The sequence below is a fragment of the Kyrpidia tusciae DSM 2912 genome (genome assembly GCF_000092905.1).
GTDB lineage: Bacteria > Bacillota > Bacilli > Kyrpidiales > Kyrpidiaceae > Kyrpidia > Kyrpidia tusciae.
This window is the reverse complement of record NC_014098.1, coordinates 650,107-671,524: the sequence shown is the minus strand read 5'-3', so window position 1 is coordinate 671,524 and position 21,418 is coordinate 650,107. Positions and strand designations below refer to the sequence as shown.

The 21,418-nt window shown below is 60.8% G+C and carries 20 protein-coding genes; 1 reads left to right on the top strand and 19 read right to left on the bottom strand.

What is annotated here, in order from left to right:
* Positions 1 to 35: 35 nt before the first annotated feature.
* The 13 genes from mreD to BTUS_RS17315 form a co-directional block, all read right to left on the bottom strand.
* On the bottom strand, positions 36 to 545 hold the full coding sequence (mreD, locus tag BTUS_RS03405) for a rod shape-determining protein MreD (protein WP_013074727.1): 510 nt from the start codon (positions 543 to 545) through the stop codon (positions 36 to 38).
* 3 nt (positions 546 to 548) lie between these two features.
* Positions 549 to 1,397 carry a rod shape-determining protein MreC gene (gene mreC, locus BTUS_RS03400; RefSeq protein ID WP_013074726.1) on the bottom strand — a complete coding sequence of 283 codons (849 nt, stop codon included), beginning with the start codon at positions 1,395 to 1,397 and terminating at the stop codon, positions 549 to 551.
* A gap of 76 nt (positions 1,398 to 1,473) precedes the next feature.
* A complete protein-coding gene (locus BTUS_RS03395; protein ID WP_013074725.1) occupies positions 1,474 to 2,508 on the bottom strand; it encodes a rod shape-determining protein in 1,035 nt (344 codons plus the stop codon).
* 104 nt (positions 2,509 to 2,612) lie between these two features.
* Positions 2,613 to 3,299 (bottom strand): RadC family protein, encoded by a 687-nt coding sequence (radC, locus tag BTUS_RS03390; protein WP_013074724.1) that lies wholly within the window; start codon positions 3,297 to 3,299, stop codon positions 2,613 to 2,615.
* Between the two features lie 39 nt (positions 3,300 to 3,338).
* Entirely contained in the window at positions 3,339 to 3,926 is a 588-nt protein-coding gene (locus BTUS_RS03385; protein ID WP_013074723.1) for a Maf family protein, read from the bottom strand.
* An 8-nt stretch (positions 3,927 to 3,934) separates the two neighbouring features.
* Positions 3,935 to 4,180, bottom strand: a complete 246-nt coding sequence (locus BTUS_RS03380) for a DUF4321 domain-containing protein (RefSeq protein ID WP_013074722.1) — start codon at positions 4,178 to 4,180, stop codon at positions 3,935 to 3,937.
* A 175-nt stretch (positions 4,181 to 4,355) separates the two neighbouring features.
* On the bottom strand, positions 4,356 to 5,339 hold the full coding sequence (locus BTUS_RS03375) for an SPOR domain-containing protein (protein ID WP_013074721.1): 984 nt from the start codon (positions 5,337 to 5,339) through the stop codon (positions 4,356 to 4,358).
* Positions 5,340 to 5,570: 231 nt separating this feature from the next.
* Positions 5,571 to 6,548: a 3D domain-containing protein gene (locus BTUS_RS03370; RefSeq protein ID WP_013074720.1), complete on the bottom strand. Its 978-nt coding sequence runs from the start codon at positions 6,546 to 6,548 to the stop codon at positions 5,571 to 5,573.
* Between the two features lie 306 nt (positions 6,549 to 6,854).
* A complete protein-coding gene (locus BTUS_RS03365) occupies positions 6,855 to 7,904 on the bottom strand; it encodes a type IV pilus twitching motility protein PilT (protein ID WP_013074719.1) in 1,050 nt (349 codons plus the stop codon).
* Positions 7,905 to 7,975: 71 nt separating this feature from the next.
* Entirely contained in the window at positions 7,976 to 9,376 is a 1,401-nt protein-coding gene (gene murC / locus BTUS_RS03360) for a UDP-N-acetylmuramate--L-alanine ligase (protein WP_013074718.1), read from the bottom strand.
* Positions 9,377 to 9,387: 11 nt separating this feature from the next.
* Positions 9,388 to 10,728: a bifunctional folylpolyglutamate synthase/dihydrofolate synthase gene (locus tag BTUS_RS03355; protein ID WP_013074717.1), complete on the bottom strand. Its 1,341-nt coding sequence runs from the start codon at positions 10,726 to 10,728 to the stop codon at positions 9,388 to 9,390.
* A gap of 60 nt (positions 10,729 to 10,788) precedes the next feature.
* A complete protein-coding gene (locus BTUS_RS03350; protein ID WP_013074716.1) occupies positions 10,789 to 13,461 on the bottom strand; it encodes a valine--tRNA ligase in 2,673 nt (890 codons plus the stop codon).
* Between the two features lie 97 nt (positions 13,462 to 13,558).
* Complete coding sequence (locus BTUS_RS17315) at positions 13,559 to 13,993, bottom strand: hypothetical protein (RefSeq protein ID WP_013074715.1); 435 nt, start codon at positions 13,991 to 13,993, stop codon at positions 13,559 to 13,561.
* A 218-nt stretch (positions 13,994 to 14,211) separates the two neighbouring features.
* Here BTUS_RS17315 and BTUS_RS18305 point away from each other — a divergent pair, with 218 nt between their 5' ends.
* Positions 14,212 to 14,433 (top strand): hypothetical protein, encoded by a 222-nt coding sequence (locus BTUS_RS18305; RefSeq protein WP_083780004.1) that lies wholly within the window; start codon positions 14,212 to 14,214, stop codon positions 14,431 to 14,433.
* Here BTUS_RS18305 and BTUS_RS03340 read toward each other — a convergent pair.
* The 6 genes from BTUS_RS03340 to hemB all read right to left on the bottom strand — a co-directional run bounded on the left by BTUS_RS03340 (position 14,371) and on the right by hemB (position 21,417).
* The gene (locus BTUS_RS03340; protein WP_013074714.1) at positions 14,371 to 15,639 is read right to left on the bottom strand and encodes an aminoglycoside phosphotransferase/kinase family protein; all 1,269 of its coding nucleotides are present in this window, start codon (positions 15,637 to 15,639) and stop codon (positions 14,371 to 14,373) included. The two genes, BTUS_RS18305 and BTUS_RS03340, sit on opposite strands and share 63 nt — an antisense overlap.
* Before the next feature lie 12 nt (positions 15,640 to 15,651).
* Positions 15,652 to 16,599, bottom strand: coding sequence for a hypothetical protein (locus BTUS_RS03335; protein WP_013074713.1), 948 nt, complete (start codon positions 16,597 to 16,599; stop codon positions 15,652 to 15,654).
* Complete coding sequence (locus BTUS_RS03330) at positions 16,596 to 17,831, bottom strand: LysM peptidoglycan-binding domain-containing protein (RefSeq protein ID WP_013074712.1); 1,236 nt, start codon at positions 17,829 to 17,831, stop codon at positions 16,596 to 16,598. Before BTUS_RS03330 ends, BTUS_RS03335 begins: the two co-directional genes overlap by 4 nt.
* Positions 17,832 to 18,067: 236 nt before the next feature.
* Positions 18,068 to 19,354, bottom strand: coding sequence for a glutamate-1-semialdehyde 2,1-aminomutase (hemL, locus tag BTUS_RS03325; RefSeq protein ID WP_013074711.1), 1,287 nt, complete (start codon positions 19,352 to 19,354; stop codon positions 18,068 to 18,070).
* 11 nt (positions 19,355 to 19,365) lie between these two features.
* The gene (gene ahbA, locus BTUS_RS03320; protein ID WP_013074710.1) at positions 19,366 to 20,427 is read right to left on the bottom strand and encodes a siroheme decarboxylase subunit alpha; all 1,062 of its coding nucleotides are present in this window, start codon (positions 20,425 to 20,427) and stop codon (positions 19,366 to 19,368) included.
* 12 nt (positions 20,428 to 20,439) lie between these two features.
* Positions 20,440 to 21,417, bottom strand: coding sequence for a porphobilinogen synthase (gene hemB / locus BTUS_RS03315; protein ID WP_013074709.1), 978 nt, complete (start codon positions 21,415 to 21,417; stop codon positions 20,440 to 20,442).
* Position 21,418 lies beyond the last annotated feature (1 nt).

Genomic DNA, 21,418 nt, shown 5'->3' with positions numbered 1-21,418 from the left:
GCCTCCCATACCGGCGACATGCATGATTCCGTGCTTTACTTCGGCGTCGATTGCAAAAAATCCTCCCTGCTGGGCCGCATCAACCGGCTCCAGAGGGGGAATCCCAAAAAGACGATCAACCCATTCCAGAACATCGCCAACAGCAGTCTCTTTTCGACGATGACGGGTTCGAGAGGCCAGTCGCCGAGCAGACGCCCGAACAGGTACAACCCACCCTCGTACACCCCGGTGGCCAAGACCACCACCAGAACATGGATAAAGAGGGTTTTGCGAAACAATGGCCTGACTGCCCACCCCAGCGCAAAAATCACCGTAGCCAGCCACAAGGCGTGAAGCCCAAGCCAACGCCCAAAAGTAACATCTTCGAGAAAGCCGATCAGTGCGGCGAGGCCCGCAGCTTCCCACGGTCCCCGCAGAACCGCCGCCACGGCGAGCAGGACGATGTCAACATTCAGGTAGGCCCCCTGGAGTCCGAGGGCCTGCAGAATGGTGGAACGGAAGACGAAAACCGCCACCAGCAAGGCCACCAGCCACCCGACTCTCACCGTTTACCCTCCATTTCGGCGGACCACAAACACTTCCTGCAGATTGTCGAGGTTGGCGAGGGGCCTCACGATGGCCGTTTTCGTCATTCCATCCTCTCCCCGCATCACTGAACTCACCGTGCCCACGATGAGTCCTTTTGGAAATAATCCCCCGTATCCCGAGGTTTCCACCGTCAATCCCGGTTTAATATCATAATCCATCCCGATGGACGTCATCTGAACGGTCCGTTGGTCCGGGCTCACCTTATTGATGATCCCCAGGGGCGGCGTAGGTCCCACTCCGAGGATGATGGCGGAGATCCCCACCGGCTGCCGAGATGTATCGGTCAACAACTGAACCACGGCACTATGGTCATGAACCGCCCACACCCGGCCGACCAATGCGTTGTCCGCGGTCACCACGGCCATGTCCTTTTGAACTCCCTGGGCACTCCCGACGTCAATCGTCAGGATGTCGTGCCACAGATCCGGTTGGCGGTCCACCACATTGGCGGGAATGAGTGTCTTCCCCCGAGGTGACTGCATCAAACCGGCGATCTTGCGCAAACGTTCGTTTTCTGTCTCCAGGTCATTCACCTGAGCCTGAAGGGCAAAGTAGTTGTGCAACGACGCTTTCAACACTGCGTTTTCTTCATAGACGTTTTGCAGGTCCCGCAGATTGCCGAAAAACTCACCGATAGCCCCCGCCGGACGGTACAACCATCCTTGAACGGCCGCCAATGCGTCGCCGATCACCCGCTCGGGCCACGTGACGCTCGTCCTCTCCCCGGCGGTGGCGACAAATAAGCCCGCGGCCACGACTAAAAGCCCGCCCGCGGCGGCCATCCGCCGCCGAACAACTTTGTGGTACAACCTGCTCCCGCCCTTCGTCTATAGTGGCGAGTACCGCTTTGACAGTGCCCATGCCCGCCGAAACCCGGACTCGTCTTTAACGAGTCCGCCAGCGGCGCTGGGCCGAACGAGAACGCAACAACGGAATCATATCGAGCGACTTACCGGCCCCGATGGCCACGCAATCCAGAGGATTCTCCGCAACAAGAACCGGCATCCCGGTCTCCCTGGACAACAGCCTATCGAGATTCCGGAGCAACGCCCCACCGCCGGTCAAAACAATGCCCCGGTCCATAATATCGGCAGCCAATTCCGGGGGGGACTTTTCCAATGTGACTTTCACGGCATCGACGATACTGTTGACGGTCTCGGTCAAGGCCTCACAAACTTCTTCGGCACTGATCCGCAAAGTCTTCGGCAAACCCGTCACAAGATCCCGCCCCCGCACTTCCATAGAAACTTCTTCTTCCCCGGGGATCGCCGAACCGATGCTCACCTTCAGCTCTTCCGCCGTGCGTTCGCCGATCATCAAATTGTACGCTTTCTTTATGTACTGAATGATCGCTTCGTCCATCTCGTCGCCGGCCACGCGAATGGACCGGCTCGTCACAATACCTCCAAGAGAGATGATGGCAACCTCTGTGGTGCCCCCGCCAATATCCACAACCATCGATCCGGTGGGCTCATCCACAGGAAGACCTGCCCCAATCGCTGCAGCCATGGGTTCCTCAATGGTATGGGCATCCCGGGCGCCGGCTTGTTCTGTCGCCTCTTCCACCGCGCGTTTCTCCACCGCCGTGATTCCCGAAGGGACACACACCACTACCCGGGGCTTCCCAGACCACAGAGACTTATGCCGGAGAGCTTGGCGAATGAAGTAGCGGAGCATCGTCGCGGTGGTTTCGAAATCGGCAATCACCCCGTCCTTCATGGGACGAACGGCCACGATGTTCCCGGGGGTTCGCCCGATCATCTGTTTGGCCGACTCGCCGACGGCCTTGATCTCACCGGTATCCGTTTGAATGGCCACGACCGAAGGTTCCCGAACGATGATCCCTTTTCCCTTCACGTACACCAGGGTGTTCGCCGTCCCTAGGTCGATCCCCATCTCCCAGCCAAATCGATTCCACATGCCGCAGCAAACCCCTTCCTGTGTCTTGAAAATCGGCGCTCCGGGAACAACGGAAAACCCCGCCGCATCAGGCGAGGTTTGCCCGACTGTCGCCGCCGCCCTATCTAGATCAGTCCGCGTTCTCGCATGCTCACGTACGTCCCTCGGCCGATGACCACATGATCGACCAAATCGATACCGAGAATCCGACCCGATTCAACAATGCGTTTCGTCACATCGATATCTTCCGGGCTAGGCGTCGGATCGCCACTGGGGTGGTTGTGGACACAGACCACCGCCGCCGCATTGCGTTTGATCGCGGTGCGAAAAACCTCCCGGGGATGTACGAGAGACGCATTTAACGTGCCGACGGAAACCACTTCTTCACCGAGTACCCGATGTTTCGTATCGAGGTGAAGAACCACAAAATGTTCTTTTGAAAGAAATTGCAATCGTTCCATTAGCCGGGATGCCACGTCATTGGGGGAGTGAATCGGCTTTGGCGCTGGATTCGCCCGTTGTACCCTTCGACCAAATTCCAGAGCCGCCAGGACCTGGGTTGCCTTGGCAGGTCCCATGCCCGACTCCTCCATCAATTCGCGACTATCCGCAGCCAGCAGACCCGTTAGCCCTTCGAACCGAGTCAGGAGCCGCTGGGCCAGCTCCAAGGCCGACCTCCCGTGGCTCCCCGTCCGTAGAAGGATAGCAAGCAGCTCCGCATTCGTCAACTGTTCCGGACCAAAAGTCAGCAGCCGTTCACGGGGCCGCTCCTGAAGCGGCACGTCTTTGACCAAGATCTTCTCTTCCTTCATTGCGATCCCTCCCCGAGGCAAGAGATCGCCGAAGCTGTTTCAAGGGTCCGGGAACAACTCCACATCAAAGCTCTGAAGCAACCCGTCCAACAGTTCGAGGGGAAGGCCGACCACCGTCCAGAAATCCCCTGATATGGAATCAATCAGAAGCGCGCCAACCCCTTGAATCGCATAGGCTCCCGCTTTATCCATGGGTTCCCCCGTCTTCACGTAAGCCCTGGCGCGGTCTTTCGAAAACGGGCGCATCCGAACTTCGGTGGCGCGAAACCCGGTTTCTTCCCGGCCGGTGACAGCATCGATCACGGCCACTCCCGAATACACCGTGTGCGCCCGCCCCTGCAACTCCATCAGCATGTGGACAGCCTCGTCGGGGGAAGAAGGCTTTCCCAAGATCCGGCGATCGACAACCACCAGGGTGTCTGCCCCGATCACCAGGGCCCGGGGGCGGCGGGCCGCTCCCCAGCGAGCCTTCATCCTCGCTAATTCCCGGACAATCTTCCCCGGGGGCCACTGTGCATCATACACTTCATCCACCTGAGGCCTCAGGACATCAAACTGCAAGCCCAGTCCCCGAAGGAGAGCCTCACGCCGCGGGGAACCCGATGCCAGAACCAGTTCCCGTTTCATGTGCTCACCTACCGTTTTCGTGCCAACCACAGTCCGACGACCCCACCGACAAGCCCCACCATGTTTATTGTGATCTGCAAGTCCAAATGATATTTCACCACGTGAAGATCGGCCCCGGGTTGCCACCTGAGGGATGTGGACTGAGCCACAAAGGGGACGTGAGCTTGGCCGAGAAGATCTCCACCCACGTTGCCGATGATCAAACCCGCGACACCATAGAGAACGGCGCGTCCGATGTTCGACGACTTTCCCACTGAGTCAACTCCCATTCCTGTACCGTGAACGCCCGGCAAACGACAGCATTCGCGCGATCATCCCCACTATTCGACAAATGGGGTCCAGAATCCTGCCGAGAAACGAAACAAATCCATCCATCGGAGCATGGACGAACTATTTGAATCGGAAGGGGAAAAAGGTGGCGGGCCAACCTCACCCACCAGTAGCCGGACCCGGCGCTGTTCCCGCGGACAAATCAGCAATCAGCTGTTCGTAGTCGTCCATCGCCTGCAGGGCAGTGCCCATCAGCGGACCTGGAGCCTCCCCGCTTCGAATTCCACCGATTACGGCGCGCAGATCCTCTGTCCATTTTTCCAATCGGTCCGCTTGGGATTTTCGTCCCGCCGCCCGCAAGTCCTGCGCTCCCTTGTTGAGAACCGGGCTCACCTCCTGCAATCCTCGATTCAGGTTCGCCTGACCCTGGGCATCACCGCCCCCTTTCGACCACTCGTCCACCCCCGCCCCGAGGAGATCAACCGATTTTTCCAAAGCCTGTACCACAGCCTTAGAATCGGACACCCCTTGCATCTGTCCAGGGGGAGCGGGAGGCCGGTAGAGCTTTACAGCCATGGGTATATTCATGTTTCGAAGCATATCTCCGAAGGGGCCTGGCACGGTCGGGTCTGTCGTCAACCCAACCAGGACCAGAGTGGGCGTACCCCCGGACAATTTGGCCGTGATACCACGCTTCTCAAGGGACGCAGCCAGAGCCTCGGCGCGCGCTCCGTCGGAAAAGGCCCCCACCTGGATCGTGTACAGGTGAATGTTCGAGGTGGCATTCCAATCAGGAGATGGGGGCCCGGATCGGGTGAACACAGCAAAACAAATCCCGCCGAGCAAAGTTCCGACGGTCAGGGCGATGGTCGTTGGCAATAACCAATGTTTGACGAGATACCGCAGCCCGGCCGGCCATCTTCGGCGTGGTGGAACTCCCCTGGAGGCGGGCAGGGCCGGGCGATCGGCTCTCGATTCTGGATTGTGGTGAACAGACCCGGTCTTCAAAACCTCGGACCGCCTCGCGCTGTCCGCAGAAGGGGAACCCGCAGGCCTGGACGGGGCGGTTCCCCCCCGGACATCTGCGCGGCTCGGCCGGGGCTGGTCCTCGGACAACCGAACGGTGATTCTGGCCTTGTCCACGTTCTCTCCCTCCCTTGGGCGGTTGTCCACTATCACAACCTACGCACCCCGGGACTGGACTAGAACTGGATCCACCGGACAACAGGAACTCCCCGTCGCAATCTGCCGCCTCTTCGACCAAGGCCTGGCTACCGCTGGAAGGTCCTGTCCAAAGGCACAAAAAAAGGCCTTCCCATCGGCCTATAACTGATCTGGCGCGGCACCGCCGGGGATCCTCCGGGGCGCCTCCCCTCACCGCCCGATATACACCGTCATGGTACGCCGGCCGAAGGCTTGTGCCTCTGCCTCAGTCGGAAAATACAAATCCACGCGGTTTCCGCGAACGGCTCCTCCCACATCATCCGCCACCCCGTGACCATAACCGGGGATAAACAACGGAGTCCCCAAAGGGATCACCGAGGGATCAACCGCCACCGTTCCCCGCTGGGGCACATGGCCCGTAGCCGTGATCCCGCCCCCGCTGTACGCGGTGGCCACCACCGTGAAGGCCGTGCCCCCGGTGAAGGACTCCACACCTCGGGAGGCCAACATCACCGGCCTCGCACGGACCCCCACCGCCACCACCCGGTCCGAGGGAGGATTGATAACCGTGCGCTCCACTTTGCGGTCTACCTCTTTACCGTTCTCGTAAAAAATTGTCGTCGTCACGCGCTGTAACCCTTCCACACCGGGCGACAGTACTTTTTCTGTTCCCTGATCCAGTTGGTCAGTGGACTGACGTTCGGTCTGAAAAGGTATCTTTTCTTCGTTGACGACCACCTTCTGATCACGGCGCATGATGCGGATCAATTCCCCAGGGGATATGCTCGCGGTCACGGATGGACTCACCGAATCGTTTTCTTTCAGCGATATTCCCCACTCTTTCAAAGCCATACCCACCGTCGGCATGTGTGTAACTTTCTCTTGTTCTTGCCCAGCACCATCCTGAAGACGCACTCGCTTCCCGTGTATCACGACCACTTGGAGGGAACCCTCAATCCGCGTTCCCGGCACAGGGGCAACGACATCCTGTGGGGAAAAAGCCACCCCCTGCTGCCGCAACAATTCGGCCACCGACGGGGTATTCCACACGCGTATGGTGCGTTTCGCCCCATCCACATCGAGGATGACCGTCTTCGCCGACGACACGGCCGCCGCCCCTCCCCCGGCCATCGTCACCGCGACCGCCGCCGCCAGCGCGTAAAGGCGTTTCCGTCCCCACTGTCGCACGCGATCACCTCACTGTAAAGTTGTTGTCGCAGTCATCGTCCAGTATAGAGGCAACTTAAGAATATTGCAAGGATGTTTCTTGTTCGTACCAGAAAAATAGGCCTTTGGCACCATGACTTCCGTTTCTCGCTCCTTCTTCCTAACGGGCAATGCGCATTAGGAATTCCAAATAAAAAAGGGGTGCCGCGTTATGGCGCCCCATCTGTTTACACTTGGACACCCGTCGGGGTCAGGTTCCCCAGAAAGGCCTCGTCGAATTCCCCGCCCCCCTCCTATAAACTGCTGCCGCCGGTTATACCGCCCGCCTCATCTTCCGAATCGGTCGCCGAACACAGCCAAACGGCCCTCTTCCGGATCAATCACCCCACCCGAGACCAGTTCCCGAACGTGCATCTCAAACGTCTGCATCCCTTGGTTTCGTCCGGTCTGCATCACCGTATGCAGTTGATGGGTCTTGTCCGAGCGAATCAGATTCGCCACCGCCGGAGTATTGATCAACACCTCGGCCAGAGGCACCCGCCCGGCACCCCTGATGCGCCTGACCAGCCGCTGGGCGATCACTACCCGGAGAATCGCCGCCAACTGTGTGCGAATCTGCTGCTGTTGGTGGGCGGGGAAAACGCCGATCAGCCGGTCCACCGTTTGAACGGCGTCCCCCGTATGTAGGGTCCCAAGGACCAAGTGCCCCGTTTCCGCAGCCGTAATGGCCGTCTGAATCGTTTCTAAATCCCGCATCTCCCCCACCAGAATGACGTCGGGATCCTGGCGCAGCGCCGCTCGCAGCCCGCGGCTGAAATCCGGTACATCCTTGCCCACCTCCCGCTGCTCGATGAGACACCGGCGATGGACATGAACGTATTCAATCGGATCTTCCAAGGTGATAATATGCCGATCAAACCGATCGTTCATTTCGTCGATCAGGGCGGCCAGCGTCGTGGTTTTCCCGCTGCCGGTGGGACCGGTCACCAACATGAGCCCGTAGGGTTGATCGACCATCGTGCGTACCACCGCCGGGAGCCCCAGGCTGTCCAGCTTGGGAACCACATCCGGCACCAGACGAATCGCCAAACTGATTCCCGTCCGTTGCCGGTAAACGTTAACCCGAATCCGGTGCGCATCTCCCCCTTCTGGCCCAACCCAATCCAATGCTGTATCCACATCCCCCATCTCCGACAGCCGGGAGAATTCCCCTCCCAAAACCTCCCGGGCACATCCCTCCGTCTCCTCGGAGGTCAGTATCCCACCGCCCAGTGGCCGCAATCGACCATCCACCCGAAGCATGGGCGGTGCCCCCACAGTCAAATGAAGATCGGACGCTCCCTCGGCCTGGGCTTGTTCCAGCCATTTGGCCATCATGGCGGACACCTGCCCTTCCCCTACCCCTCAAAATGACCGTTAACGCCCCACTTAACCTGCTGAACCGACTTTCAGGCCCGGGCCATCGGTTCTGCCAAGCCGTCTTGCAAAGCTTCGGCTAACTGCCGTGCTGCCATCCAAATGTCCCCGGCCCCCATGAACAAGACCAGATCCCCGGGATGAACCCGACTGAGCAGATCGTTGATGACGTCCTGCTTTTGCCGCAAAAACCAAACCCGTTCATTGCTCCTTTCCCGAATCAACTGGGCAAGGCGCTCGGCGCTGACTCCGGCGATCTTCTGTTCCCCGACCGGGGAATAGATATCGGTAATAATGACCTCGTCCGCATCTTTGAACGCATAGCTAAACTGGTCGAGAAGAAAATGGGTGCGCGTGTAACGCTGAGGCTGAAAAACGGCCACAATCCGCCGCCCGGTGGTTCGGGCTGCCGCCAGGGTGGCCTCGATTTCCGTGGGGTGATGGGCGTAGTCATCCACGATCAAGACCCCGGCCACATCGGCGATCTGTTGGAAACGCCGCTTAGCCCCCCGAAAGCTGGATAGAATCTCGGCAATCGTAGAGAAGGGGATCCCCGCTTCCCGACAGACAGCGATGGCGGCGAGAGCGTCGCTGATGTTGTGTCGCCCGGGCACCGACAGGGTGAGGTCCCCAACGTGCTCCCTGCGATAGAACACACGGCAGCGGGAGTGACCATCGTGAAGATCGACGTCCTGGGCAGTCCAATCCGCCCCGGAGGAAAAACCGTACCAGACGGTGCGGCCGGCTAATTGGCTGCCCAGATTCGACAGCTCGGGATCGTCCGCACACAGGACGGCCAGACCCCCCTCCCGAACTTGCCCGAGAAACCTCTTATAGGCTCCGCGCAAATTCTCGAATTTCCCACCGTAATTCTCCAGATGATCCGGTTCAATATTGGTGACCACAGCTACATAGGGATGATAATTTAAAAAGGTCCCGTCGCTTTCGTCCGCCTCCGCCACCGCGTAAGGACCCAGGCCCGCCTTCGCGTTCTCGCCCAGGTTAGAAATGACGCCTCCGACAATATAGGTGGGATCCAGCCCCGCCTGGTTCATCACAAAGGCGATCATCGAAGAGGTGGTGGTTTTTCCGTGGGCTCCCGCAACGGCAATCCCTTTTTTCGCTTGGAGAATCTCCGCCAGGAGTTCCGATCGGTGAAGGATGCGCACCCCCCGTCGCCTCGCCTCTACCAGCTCCGGATTGTCGGGGGACACAGCTGATGAATACACTACACAATCCGCGCCATCGACCTGGTTTGCCCGATGTCCGATGGCAATCACAGCACCCCGCCGGACAAGCTCATCCGTCAGCGCATTGGCCGCCACATCCGATCCCGAAACCGAAATGTGCCAGTCGAGTAAAACCCGGGCCAGGGCACTCATCCCATAGCCGCCGATCCCGACAAAATGTACATGCTTCCCCAATTGTTCCATATCCACCACCCTTACTGGCTCTCCACCCTCAACTTCGCCCCGGGTCGGACGTCCATCACCGTGTAAAGGGACCCGGTGACACACACCGCTCCACCGGAGCCCACCGCTGCTGCGGCCGTCTCCAAGGCGTCCAGGGGGTTCGGGCAGACCGCCGCCACCTCCACCCCGACTCGACGCATCCTCCTCGCCAAACTGTCCGGGTCCATGGCCCGGGGGCTATCCGGCGCCGTGGCGATCATCCAACCGGCCACATCTTTCAAAGCCGAGAGAATTCCATCCACATCCTTATCCGCCAAGACGCCGACCACGAGTCCCCAAGGGCCCGGGCGGATCTCGCACAACGCTTCTGCGAGCCGTCGCGCCCCGTCCGGGTTATGGGCCCCGTCCAACAGGATCAGCGGCGACAGTCCGACCACCTCCAACCGCCCCGGCCACGCGGTCCTCTCCAACCCCCGGCGGATCGCCGACCCGGGGACGGAGAGGACCCCGGACCGGTCCAGATACCGCGCCACAGCCACCGCCACCCCGGCATTCTCACACTGGTGGGCGCCAAGAAGCCGAATCCGGAGGTCGGATATCGTCTCTCCGTCCCCACTCCATGAAAACTGTTGCCCCTCCGGCGGCAGCCCGGCCCCCAGGCGGAGCACCCGGCGATCCGCCACTGCCCATTCCCGATCCACGGCCCATACCGCACTGTTTACGCCGGCCGCCACTTCATCGATCACCCGGAGGGCGATCCCATTCGCCGTGGTGAAGACCGGTACCCGCTCCTTGATGATGCCAGCCTTTTCCGTTGCGATTTGTTTAATAGTGTGCCCAAGAACCCCCATATGATCGAATCCCACCTGGGTGATGACCGCTGCCTCGGGCACCACGACATTGGTGGAATCGAGCCGGCCGCCGAGTCCCGTTTCCCAGACCACCACATCTGGCCGGGTTTGGTCAAAATACAGCAGGGCCACGAGGGTCCACACTTCAAAATGAGTGAGTCCGCCAAGATTTTCTCGCTGTTCTAGCTCCCCGGCCAGGGGCTGCAGCATTCGCAGATACCGAATGAGCGAATCCTCCGGAATCGCTCCACCGCCCAGGCTCACCCGGCTTCGCTCCCCCTGCAGGGGCGGGGAAATAAACATCCCCACGCGGTACCCCGCCGAGTCCAAAATGGACTCCAGAAAGGCACAGGTGGAGCCTTTGCCGTTGGTCCCCGCCACGTGTAAAAACCGCAACCCCCGCTCCGGGTGACCCAAACGATCCAGCATCCACCGCATCCTCTCAAGACCCGGACGGATCCCAAAGCGCTTCAACCCTTGCAACCAGTTCTGGACATCCTGGCCATTTCCCCGCGGCCCCACCGACCCATCATCCCTCTTCATCTTATGTCGAACCCGTACCCGGAGCCACCAAACTTCGGTTCAGATCATGCGCTTCAGCGACTCGAGCCGGGCCTGAACGCGCTGTCGACGCGCCGCATAATCCACTTCTTTGCGTCGCTGTTCTTCCACCACCGCCGGCGGAGCTTTGGCCACAAAGGACGGATTGTCGAGCTTGGCCCGAACCCGGTCCACTTCCTTCCCCAGTTGCTCAAGTTCTTTCTCCAATCGTTTTATTTCGCCTTCCAGATCCACGACTCCTTCTAGGGGAATGAACAACTCCGCCCGGCCCAACACCTCGGTCACCGACTTCGAAGGCGGGATCGCGTGCAAATCGAAGTCGAGCGGATCAATCCCCGCCAGCCGTCGCAGATAGACCTCTCCCCCCTCGAAATCCCGAAGGGCCTCTTGATCCGCGGGACGCACCAGCACCGGAACCGGCTTGCCCGGCGGTACATTCATCTCAGACCGCACATTGCGCACCCGGCGGATCAACTCCATCCATTCTTCCACCACGGCCGCGCCAGGAGCATCGAAGTACTGATCTTGCGGCACCGGCCACTCTGCCACCACCAAGGCCTCCCCATGACCCGGGAGCTTCTGCCAGATCTCTTCGGTCAAGAAGGGCATAAAAGGATGGAGAAGTCGCAATGCCCGGTCCAATACGTGTACCAACACCTGGCGAGTCCCCCGTGCAGCCAAGGGATTCTCGCCATAGAGCGCCGCCTTGGAGAATTCAATGTACCAGTCGCAAAACTCGCCCCACACGAAATCATAGGCCACTTTGGCCGCACCGCCGAAGTCGAAGTTCTCCAAGGCCTCGGTCACGTCCCGCACCGTCTCGTTGAGGCGGTGAAGAATCCAGTGCTCCGGCCGACCGAGCACAGCGCCCTTTAAATCCCCGCCGACCTCCTTGTCGACATTGAGCAACACAAAACGGGCGGCATTCCAGATCTTATTGGCAAAATGACGGGCAGATTCCACCTTTTCCCAATAAAACCGCTGGTCATTCCCGGGTGCCGTTCCCGACGCCAACATAAATCGCAAGGCGTCGGCGCCGTATTTGTTCACCACATCCAGGGGGTCGATGCCGTTCCCCAGACTTTTGGACATTTTCCGGCCCTGGCTGTCCCGAACGAGGCCGTGTATGTAAACGGTGTGAAAAGGCACTTCTCCGGTAAAGGCCAGGGACATGAAAATCATTCGGGCCACCCAAAAGTAAATGATGTCAAACCCCGTCACCAGAACGTCCGTCGGGAAATACCGGCGCAGATCTTCGGTTTCCTCCGGCCACCCCATGGTGGAAAAGGGCCATAGAGCGGACGAAAACCAAGTGTCCAAAACGTCCTCTTCCTGGCGCAGTTGCCGGCTTCCACACCGGGGACAGTGCTCCGGGTCCTCCGCGGCCACGATCGTTTCCCCGCACCCTTCACAGTACCACGCCGGAATCCGGTGGCCCCACCAAAGCTGGCGAGAAATGCACCAATCCCGCACATTGTCCACCCAGTGAAGATATAATTTTTCAAAGCGCTCCGGAACAAAGCGAACTCGCCCGGCTTTCACCGCCTCAATGGCCGGCTCGGCCAAGGGTTTCATTTTGACGAACCACTGTTCGGACAAGAACGGTTCCACCACCGTGTGGCAGCGCTGACAATGACCGACGGCATGCCGGTGCGGTTCCACCCGTTCGAGATAACCTTCCCGGCGCAGCGCTTCCACCACGGCTTTTCGGGCTTCAAACCGGTCCATCCCCTGAAAATCGCCCGCCCCTTCGTTCATGGTGCCATCTTCGTTCATCACCGCCGGCGCGGGCAGGCCGTGTCTGCGCCCGACTTCAAAATCGTTGGGATCGTGGGCCGGAGTGATTTTAAGACAGCCGGTCCCAAAGGAAGGATCCACATAAGAATCTCCGATCACCGGGATCTCCCGGTGCGTCAGGGGGAGGCGCACCCGTTTCCCAATCCAGGCGCGGTATCGCTCATCGTCCGGATGAACCGCCACTGCCACATCCCCGAACATCGTCTCCGGACGGGTGGTGGCCACCACCACAGCCCCGCTTCCATCGGCAAACGGGTATCGAACGTAATGAAGGGCTCCGTCGAGCTCTTCATGCTCCACCTCGATATCCGACAAGGCCGTTCGACAGCGCGGACACCAATTGATGATATACTTGCCTCGATAAATGAGACCGCGTTCGTAAAGCCGCACGAACACTTCCCGGACGGCCCTGGATAGGCCCTCGTCCATGGTAAAGCGCTCCCTGGACCAATCGCAAGAAAATCCCAAGGCCTGGATCTGGGTCGTGATAATGCTCCCGTATTGCCGCTTCCATTCCCAGACTTTTTCCACAAAGGCATCGCGCCCGATATCGTGGCGGCTCTGGCCCGTCTCTTTAAGCAGCATCGCCTCCACCCGGTTCTGGGTGGCGATTCCGGCGTGGTCCGTTCCCGGCAGCCAAAGCGCATCCCTGCCCTGCATGCGCCGAAAGCGAATCAGAATATCCTGCAGGGTGAAATCCAAGGCGTGCCCCATGTGGAGAGCCCCGGTGACATTGGGGGGCGGGATGACGATCGTAAAGGGCTTTCCATCCGGCACCCGGCCCGCCCGAAAATATCCATTTTCCATCCAGAAGCGATACCATTTACTCTCAACATTCGCCGGTTCAAAAGCGGTCGGCAGTTGATCCGACCGGGCTGTCCCGCCTTGGCCTTCCATGGCTGTCCCTCCAACTGCCGCGAATTCCACATCCATTTCACATCTTTGCTATCATAAACACGGCACCTTCGACTTGTCAAATGCTGTCGAATGCGTGTCACTTTTTCTTCTTTTTTCGCCGCCGCTGGGCCTGCCTCTCTGCCCGCCGGGCCTCTTGTCGCCGTCGCCGCTGTTCTTCACCATACTGTTTTCCCTTGACCATCAACCACGTACCGGCCAAATCCACCACCGCCAGGAGGATGACCTGTTGGATCAGAAATTGGCGCAGGACCTCAGCAGGAGCGCTCCCGGTAAACAGGGTTCCCCTGTGCACCGCGAGATAGACCCCAAGGATCAGGATTCCCGCCACAGCCCCCGCCAGACCTCCACCCACATGTGGACGGCTGGACAGCTGGCGCACCGCCCCCTGGATGGCCACCACCATCGCCGCGGGAAAGATCACCGGGTACCAATCGCCTTTGAAAGCGACCACGACGGCCCCAATCACCCCCAGTCCGATTCCCCAGGATAGTCCATCACGCCACTCCTTCACTTCACGCCCTCCATCCTGCCGAACATTCCGGTGGCGCAAGCCCGTATTCATTCGCTTTGGGCCCGGCCTCCCGGTTCTTTTGCACCTTTTCATCATACCATGTTTTTTCCCGACCGGCGCAAAAGGGAAAGGGAAACGAAACCCGGGATCCAGCCACATAAAAACGAGCCCGGCTTCCCGAGAAAGGGGGCGCCGGGCTCGAACCCGGTTTTGGGAAGGTGCATAGGTATAGAGAGACCGACGCCCATAAAGGGACGCGGGCCGAGGAGAGGATTGCCGTGCCAAAGTTCCTTCACGACATCGTGAATATCGTCAAGCTGCTGCTTCTGGCGGCCATCGGACTGCTCTTTTTGCGTGCGATGCTCTACCCGAATGCCCTAGACATGTTCATTCTCATGATGCTGTTCGTGGTTCTCGTCGCGATGTTCGCCGGCCGGTGAAAGAGAGGGGTCCGCGCCAGACAACCACGGATCCCGCCCGGTGCGCGTTTTTTTGATCTTTTTCCCCGCCCCCGTAGCCCGATAACCCAAAGCAGACTGTAGCGCCAACCGGACAGCCGGAGCGCGCCTCCGGGAGACGCCCCCTGATGCGTTTACCACATCTGCGTCTGGCAACGTTTTTGAAACGGCGGGGTGCGGTCCAAAGGAGTGCTCCAGCCGGTCCGCCATTTCCCGCCACTCCCGGCGCCTTCGCTCGTTAACCCCGAACCAATCCGCCCGGCCCGCCAACTCCTGAGCGCGGCGGGCCCACCGCGCCGCCGTCTCGAACCACTCTTCATCCGGACGCCCTTGCGGACTCCAGAGGACCAGGGCGATCCCGAATTTTCGATCGTCGGGAAAAGGAGTCACCTCTCGGTATGCGTGAATCCAATTCTCCCATCGCTTGGGATCCACCGTTCGCCCGCCGTAGCGCAAGAGGAGCCCGGCAATGTCTTCGAAGGGCGCCCCGGGTCGACACCTGTTGGCCCGACGCAGCCACCATGCCCCTTCCCCGCCGTCGACCCAATGATCCACTCGGTCGAAAGCGGCCACCGCCCCACCGGCGGCGGTGTCCACACTCCACCGCCTCAGAAGATCCCACTCTGACGCCCAGGAGTGCCAAGCAGCAAAAAGCACCCCCAACATCGCCCGATGGTCTTCCGGAGCCCCCTCGATGAAGGCCACCCAGTTTTGCTCCAGGCGCTCGGGCAACGGATCCACACACCGGGGCCACGCCGGGGTGGGGCCCCGGGCCACCCGGTGCCACCAAGCGGCGTGGGCAAACAATTGCCGAATTGTCCCCCCCACCGGCGGTGGAGACGGACCTTCCCACGATCGGCAGGCGGCTAAAACCCGGTCCTTCCATCGGACCAGCCGGCTTCCATCCAGACCCGGCAAATATGGACTAACCGGAAAACCCCGGTCTGAGGCAAACTGGACCACCCTGGCCACATAGTCGCCCCAAACCGGGGTTGGAAAGACGTGCAGTTCGATCTTGTACAACGGGTGCCGCATTCGGAAGACATCCCCTTCGCCAGCGAAGGGTTCGCCATTCTCCTCCCCGGACTCCGCCCCGCGCTCCCAGGCCGCAGGCGGCCAGCCGTAGATGCGCTCCACCCACCGCCAGATCGCTTCCCAGCGGCGGAGCGCAAGATCTTGGCCTGTCATGGGCCCATCCCCCTACACCGAATGATCCAGCCACGCCGGAAGTCGACTTAGACCTTCAGTCCAAGCGGCGGCATATTCCGATGCGGCCCTGGAGTCCGTTCTCAGGAGAGGCCATCGGTGAGGAAATCGCAAATACGCCTCCAAGATGACCTCCGCAGCCCGCACGTCCAGGGGGTCCCATCCGCTCGCCAGCCAAACCGACCGAAGCCCTTCGAGAAAGGGGAGCCATTCATCCGGTTTGGCGATCATGAGATTCTCGGCCAGGGCAGCTGCATCGTACAGCGGCAAATCTCCAATGGCCGCCCGGAGTTCGCCCGGCCGCTCCCAAAGGGTCGCCAACGTTTCTAAACGCCAGCAACCCAAACAGCAGAGACGGTTCTTCTGAGCCCGCTCCGACCACCTGCGGTAACCCCCTTCCTCCAACAAGGCCAGGGCCTTCTGGCCCCCTTCTCGAAACGCCCTCACGGCGCCCCCGTCTGCATCCGGCGCTTCGGCGGCCACGCGGTCGAGGGCAGCTAAACTCCGGCGGAATCCCGCCACCCAGGTTCCGTATCGATCCGCCTTTCCGGATCCAGACCGCGGGTGTCGGGCGAGCACCTTCACGAGCATCCCCGTTATGGCACCGAGACTACCCCCATCCCCAGGAAGGATCACACCGGCCTCACCGGGGATCCACAGACTGTACGTCCATCCCCCGGTCTCCACCCACAACCGGCCGCCCGGTCCCGCCGCCGGTCGGGGCAGAGCAGCGACCCCTTCCGCTTCCAGGTCCTTCAAGACTTCCAGTCTCCACCGCAGGTTTTCGGGGGAAGAATCTCGGACGACGACGTAGCGGTGCCCGCCGCTCTCTACGTCAAACTCCCCATCGCCCGGGGACATGGGCACAACGTCGGCCAATCCGTACCACCAGGACACCGATTCCAGGACCAATCCCTCGGGCGCCGTCCCTTGCCCCGTCATTCTGTCCGACGCCTCGGCACCACGAGCCACTGGCCCGGTTGAACGATTTCTCCGGACAACCCGTTGACACGCATCAGCTCGGTCATCGGCACCCGGTATTCTTCGGCAATCCCGAGCAGGCTCTCCTGCTCGTTCACCCGTCGGAACGTCAGTGTGGCGGTAGCGGGCATTTCCGCGCGTTGATACAATTTCGCCCAGGCGAAAGATTCGGGTCGCTCCTGTCCTGCCCTCACCGCGGTGACGGCAACCCGCTCCCCTTCACCCTCTTCTGTGGCAGCACCCGGTTCCTCCTCCACGTCTTCCCCAACCGATTCCTCGGGCAGCGGCGCCTCGGGGAGGGAATCTGCCGGCCACTCCTTTTCGTCCACCGCCCAGCCCGACCCTTGCTCCGTAAAATCCACCGGCACACGGGCCGGACCCGGAGCTACAAAGCCCGAATTGTCGTCCGGCCCTCGCCCGTCCGGATGCTCCTCCCCGTCGACGCCCCTGTCCCCGGCGCGACCCGAATCCGCCTCCGGATCATCAGATCCACCCGCAGGATCGCCGGTTGGACTCGCCTGTTCTTCTCGAGCGGATGACGGTTCCACCTCGGGTGCCGGATGGATGGGACCCGTCGTCCACCCCGGCGGTGCACTCACCGGATCTTGACCGGCCTGGAATTCGAAAGAAGGTAAATCCTCGGCGGCTTCGGAAATTGCCTCTGGTTGGTCGGGCAACGACCTGTGGCCGGCCACCGTCGTTTCACCCGCCCCTTCCGGCCAAAACCCTTCTTCCTGGTCACCGCAGCGAAAATAATATCCCGTCGCTGAGAATCCGTCGACGATGAGATCCGCCCGGAGCTGAAGAACTCCGGGGCCAAGCACGTGAACGTCCCAGGATCCCAGGCGCGTTTTGACGTGCAGGACCTCGCTCTCCTGGTCCTCCGCACGCACCCGCAGCTGAAAGGGCAGTTTCTCCCGGATACTTTTGAGAGCGCCGTGATCCGCCACGGCATCGAACAAAAAACCTTCGGGCCGAGTCCATCCATCTCCCCGTCGATCCTCGGGAGGAGCGGCATACCCGATAATTTCAATATACCCTTCCAGGATGTAAGCGTCTCCCTCCCGGGAGAAGGAAGTGATCTCCGTGGCCAGGGCCATGTCCTCTAACAATTCATCCCCCTGCAACTCCGGGATTTCGCACTGGCGGTCGACACGCACCTGAATGGTCCGTTGCCGTTTTCCTTCCCGCACCCCGGTGCCCTCCCTTCATCGACCGCGCCCGCCCGCAGTCGCCCCGAGCGCCGCGTACGGGCAGTCTGTTCCCTTTAGATCTATGTGTCCGGGGAATGTCCTATAACCGCAGGGCAAGCCATCCCATGCAAAAAGGCGGAACCTCGTCTCTCGCCGGAAGTTCCGCCAGACTCCTTGCGCCCGCCCAATTCCACATATCTCTCTTCACCGCACCGGAGACCACCCATCGCTGCCAGTTACAGCCGTTTCAAAGCATCCCGATGGGCCTCCAAAGTCCGTTCCAGGTCCGCATCGCTGTGTGCCGTGGACAAAAACCGAGCCTCCAGTTGCGCGGGGGGCAGGTACACCCCTCTCTCCAGCATCAACCGGTGATATTTTGCAAATCGGCGCCCGTCGGCCCGTTTGGCGCTTTCGTAATCCACCACCGGCTCCTCGCTAAAATAAAACCCGTACATGGAGCCGGACGCCGCCGCATACGCCGGGATCCCCTTCTCCCGGGCCGCTTCCACAAGCCCGTCCACCAGCCGTTTGCCCATCTCTTCGAAGCGCCGATACACGTCCTCGTTCAGATGGGAAAGGGTGGCGAGCCCTGCGGCCATGGCCAAGGGATTTCCCGAAAGGGTTCCCGCCTGATACACTGGACCCGCCGGTGCCACCAACTCCATCATCGACCGTTTTCCTCCAAAGGCCCCGACCGGGAGGCCCCCGCCGATCACTTTACCGAAGGTCGTGAGATCGGGATCGATCCCAAACCGCTCTTGGGCGCCCCCCATGGCCACCCGAAACCCGGTCATGACCTCGTCAAAAATCAGCAACGCCCCGTACTCCCGGGTGATCTCCCGCAGTCCTTCCAAAAAGCCCGCCCGGGGAAGAACCAACCCCATGTTGCCCGGCACCGGTTCCACGATCACCGCCGCAATCTCCTCGCCGACCTTCGCAAACGTTTCGCGAACGGCGTCGAGGTCGTTATAAGGCAGGGCGATGGTGTTGGCGCTCACCCCGTCGGGTACGCCGGGGCTGTCCGGAAGTCCCAGGGTAGCGACACCAGAACCCGCCTTGACCAGGAAACTATCCCCATGGCCGTGATAGCAACCGATGAATTTCACCACCCGATCCCGGCGGGTGTAGGCCCGGGCCACCCGCAGGGCGCTCATGGTCGCCTCGGTGCCCGAGTTGACCATGCGGACGACTTCCACCGAAGGCATCAGTTGGCAAACCCTTTTCGCCAACTCGGTTTCCAAAAGGGTGGGGGCCCCGAAGCTAGTCCCCCGGGCGGCGGTCTCGGCAATCGCCCTCACCACATCCGGGTGGGCGTGGCCGAGGATGAGCGGGCCCCAGGACAAACAGTAATCAATGTACTCGTTTCCATCGATGTCGATCAGATGCGACCCCCGGCCCTCGGCAATGAAAACCGGGGGACCTTCCACCGCATGAAATGCCCGCACCGGACTGTTCACGCCGCCGGGCATCACTTTCTGCGCCGCTTCGTAGGCCCGCTCCGACCGTGTGGTCCCCTGAAACATCCCGACGCCTCCTACGCCCCGAGGCCGACCCGGGGCAGATATTTCTCCTCCCAAGCTTCCATTTCTGGGGTAAAGTACTTAACCCGGGTCTTTTTATATTCTTTCGTCGAATACAGAGCCCGCATCTCTCGGATGCCGGTCTCCTCGGCAATCGCTCCCAGAACGGCTTCACATTCCTTCACCGTGCGGCCGTGGACCATCGTAAAGATGTTGTAGGGCCAGTCCTCATAGGTGGGACGGAGGTAACAGTGGCTCACCGCGGCATACGACGCCATTTTCGCCCCCACCTCATCCGCCCGATCTTCGGGTACGGCCCAAACCCCCATGGCGTTCGCCCTAAAACCCGCCTCCCGGTGGTGCAACACGGCGGAAAACCGGCGCATCAGCTTTCGGTCGAGCAGGGCCTGGGCCCCGGCCAAAAGGGCCTCGGTCTCGATCCCCAGGGCCTGGGCGGCGGGATCAAAGGGCCGCACCACAAGCGGAATGTCTTTTTGCAACTCCCGGATCAGCCCCTTATCCGCTTCGGTGAGGGGCTGTCCCTTGGGGATTTCCCGATCCCGGTCGCTGTAAGCCGCCTCCGTGGCCTTTCGGGTGACATTTTGCTTCCCCGTCACATCCAGTTGCACACCGATCTTGTACAACCGGAGCGTCGGCAGCATCCGAATCGAATCCACCCCGGCGAGCTCCCCGAGAAGCTGTACCGTCCGCTCCAGCCCGATCCGGCTATCCGGGGGTACGGCGATGGTGAACCACAAGTTGAACTCGTGATTCCGGCGGTAATTATGAGAAACTCCCGGGTGCTCATTAAACACCCGGGCCGCTTCTTCCAGCCGGGTGGGGTTCACCCGGGCCGCCACCAGACTGGAACGATACCCCAGGCTCCGGGTGTCGAAAATCGCCGAGATCTGCCGAATCACCTTGCCTTTCAGGCGCTGAACTCGCTCCAACGCCTCTTCCTGGCCCACGCCGCACCTTTCCCCCACCACCCGAAACGGCTCTGGGTCTAAGGGAAAGGACGATTGAATCAGATTGAGCAATTCCCGATCGATGTCATCCATTTCAAATTTGGCCATTGTCTCGCCTCCTTATCCCCGATCTTCCCGGAGCCAACGGGCAACATCTTTGGCAAAATACGTGATGATCAGATCCGCCCCGGCCCGGCGCAGTCCCAACAGCGATTCCAAAACCACCGCCCGTTCATCGATCCATCCCCTCAGGCCCGCCGCCTTAATCATGGAATATTCCCCGCTCACCTGATAAGCGGCCACAGGGACATCCAATCGCTCGCGAAGGTCCCGAATGATGTCCATGTAGGCCATGGCCGGCTTGACCATAATGACGTCCGCCCCTTCGTCGAGATCGCTCCGGGCTTCCCGGATCGCCTCCCGGCGGTTGGCGGGGTCCATTTGATGACTTCGCCGGTCGCCAAACTGCGGGGCGGAATCCGCCGCTTCCCGGAACGGACCGTAGAACGCGGACGCGTATTTCACCGCGTAGGACATGACGGGCACGTGCTCAAAGCCGCGCTCGTCCAGAGCCGACCGAATCATTTTCACCCGTCCGTCCATCATGTCGGAGGGCGCCACCAGGTCGGCCCCGGCGGCGGCGTGGGAAAGAGCGGTTCGCGCCAGGAGAGGGAGGGTTTCGTCATTGAGGATGACGCCATTCCGGACGATGCCGCAATGTCCGGCGGGATTGTACTGACAGAGACAGACGTCGGTGGCGACCACCATCTCTGGAACTTCTTCTTTGACCGCGCGAATGGCCTGTTGCACGATGCCCCCCTCATCGTAAGCCTCGGAACTTCGCTCGTCTTTGTGGGCGGGGATCCCGAACAACAGAATCGACCGCACCCCGAGCTCCGCCAGTTCCACCGCTTCCCGGCGAAGCTCATCCACACTCAGGTGCTCCACGCCGGGCATGGAGGAAATCGGCTCCCGAACCCCGCTGCCGTGCACCGCAAAAAGTGGGTACATGAGTGCCTCTATCGAAAGGCGGTTCTCCCGCCACAGATCTCGCATGCCCGGCGTCCATCTCAACCGGCGATGCCGATCGAATTGCATG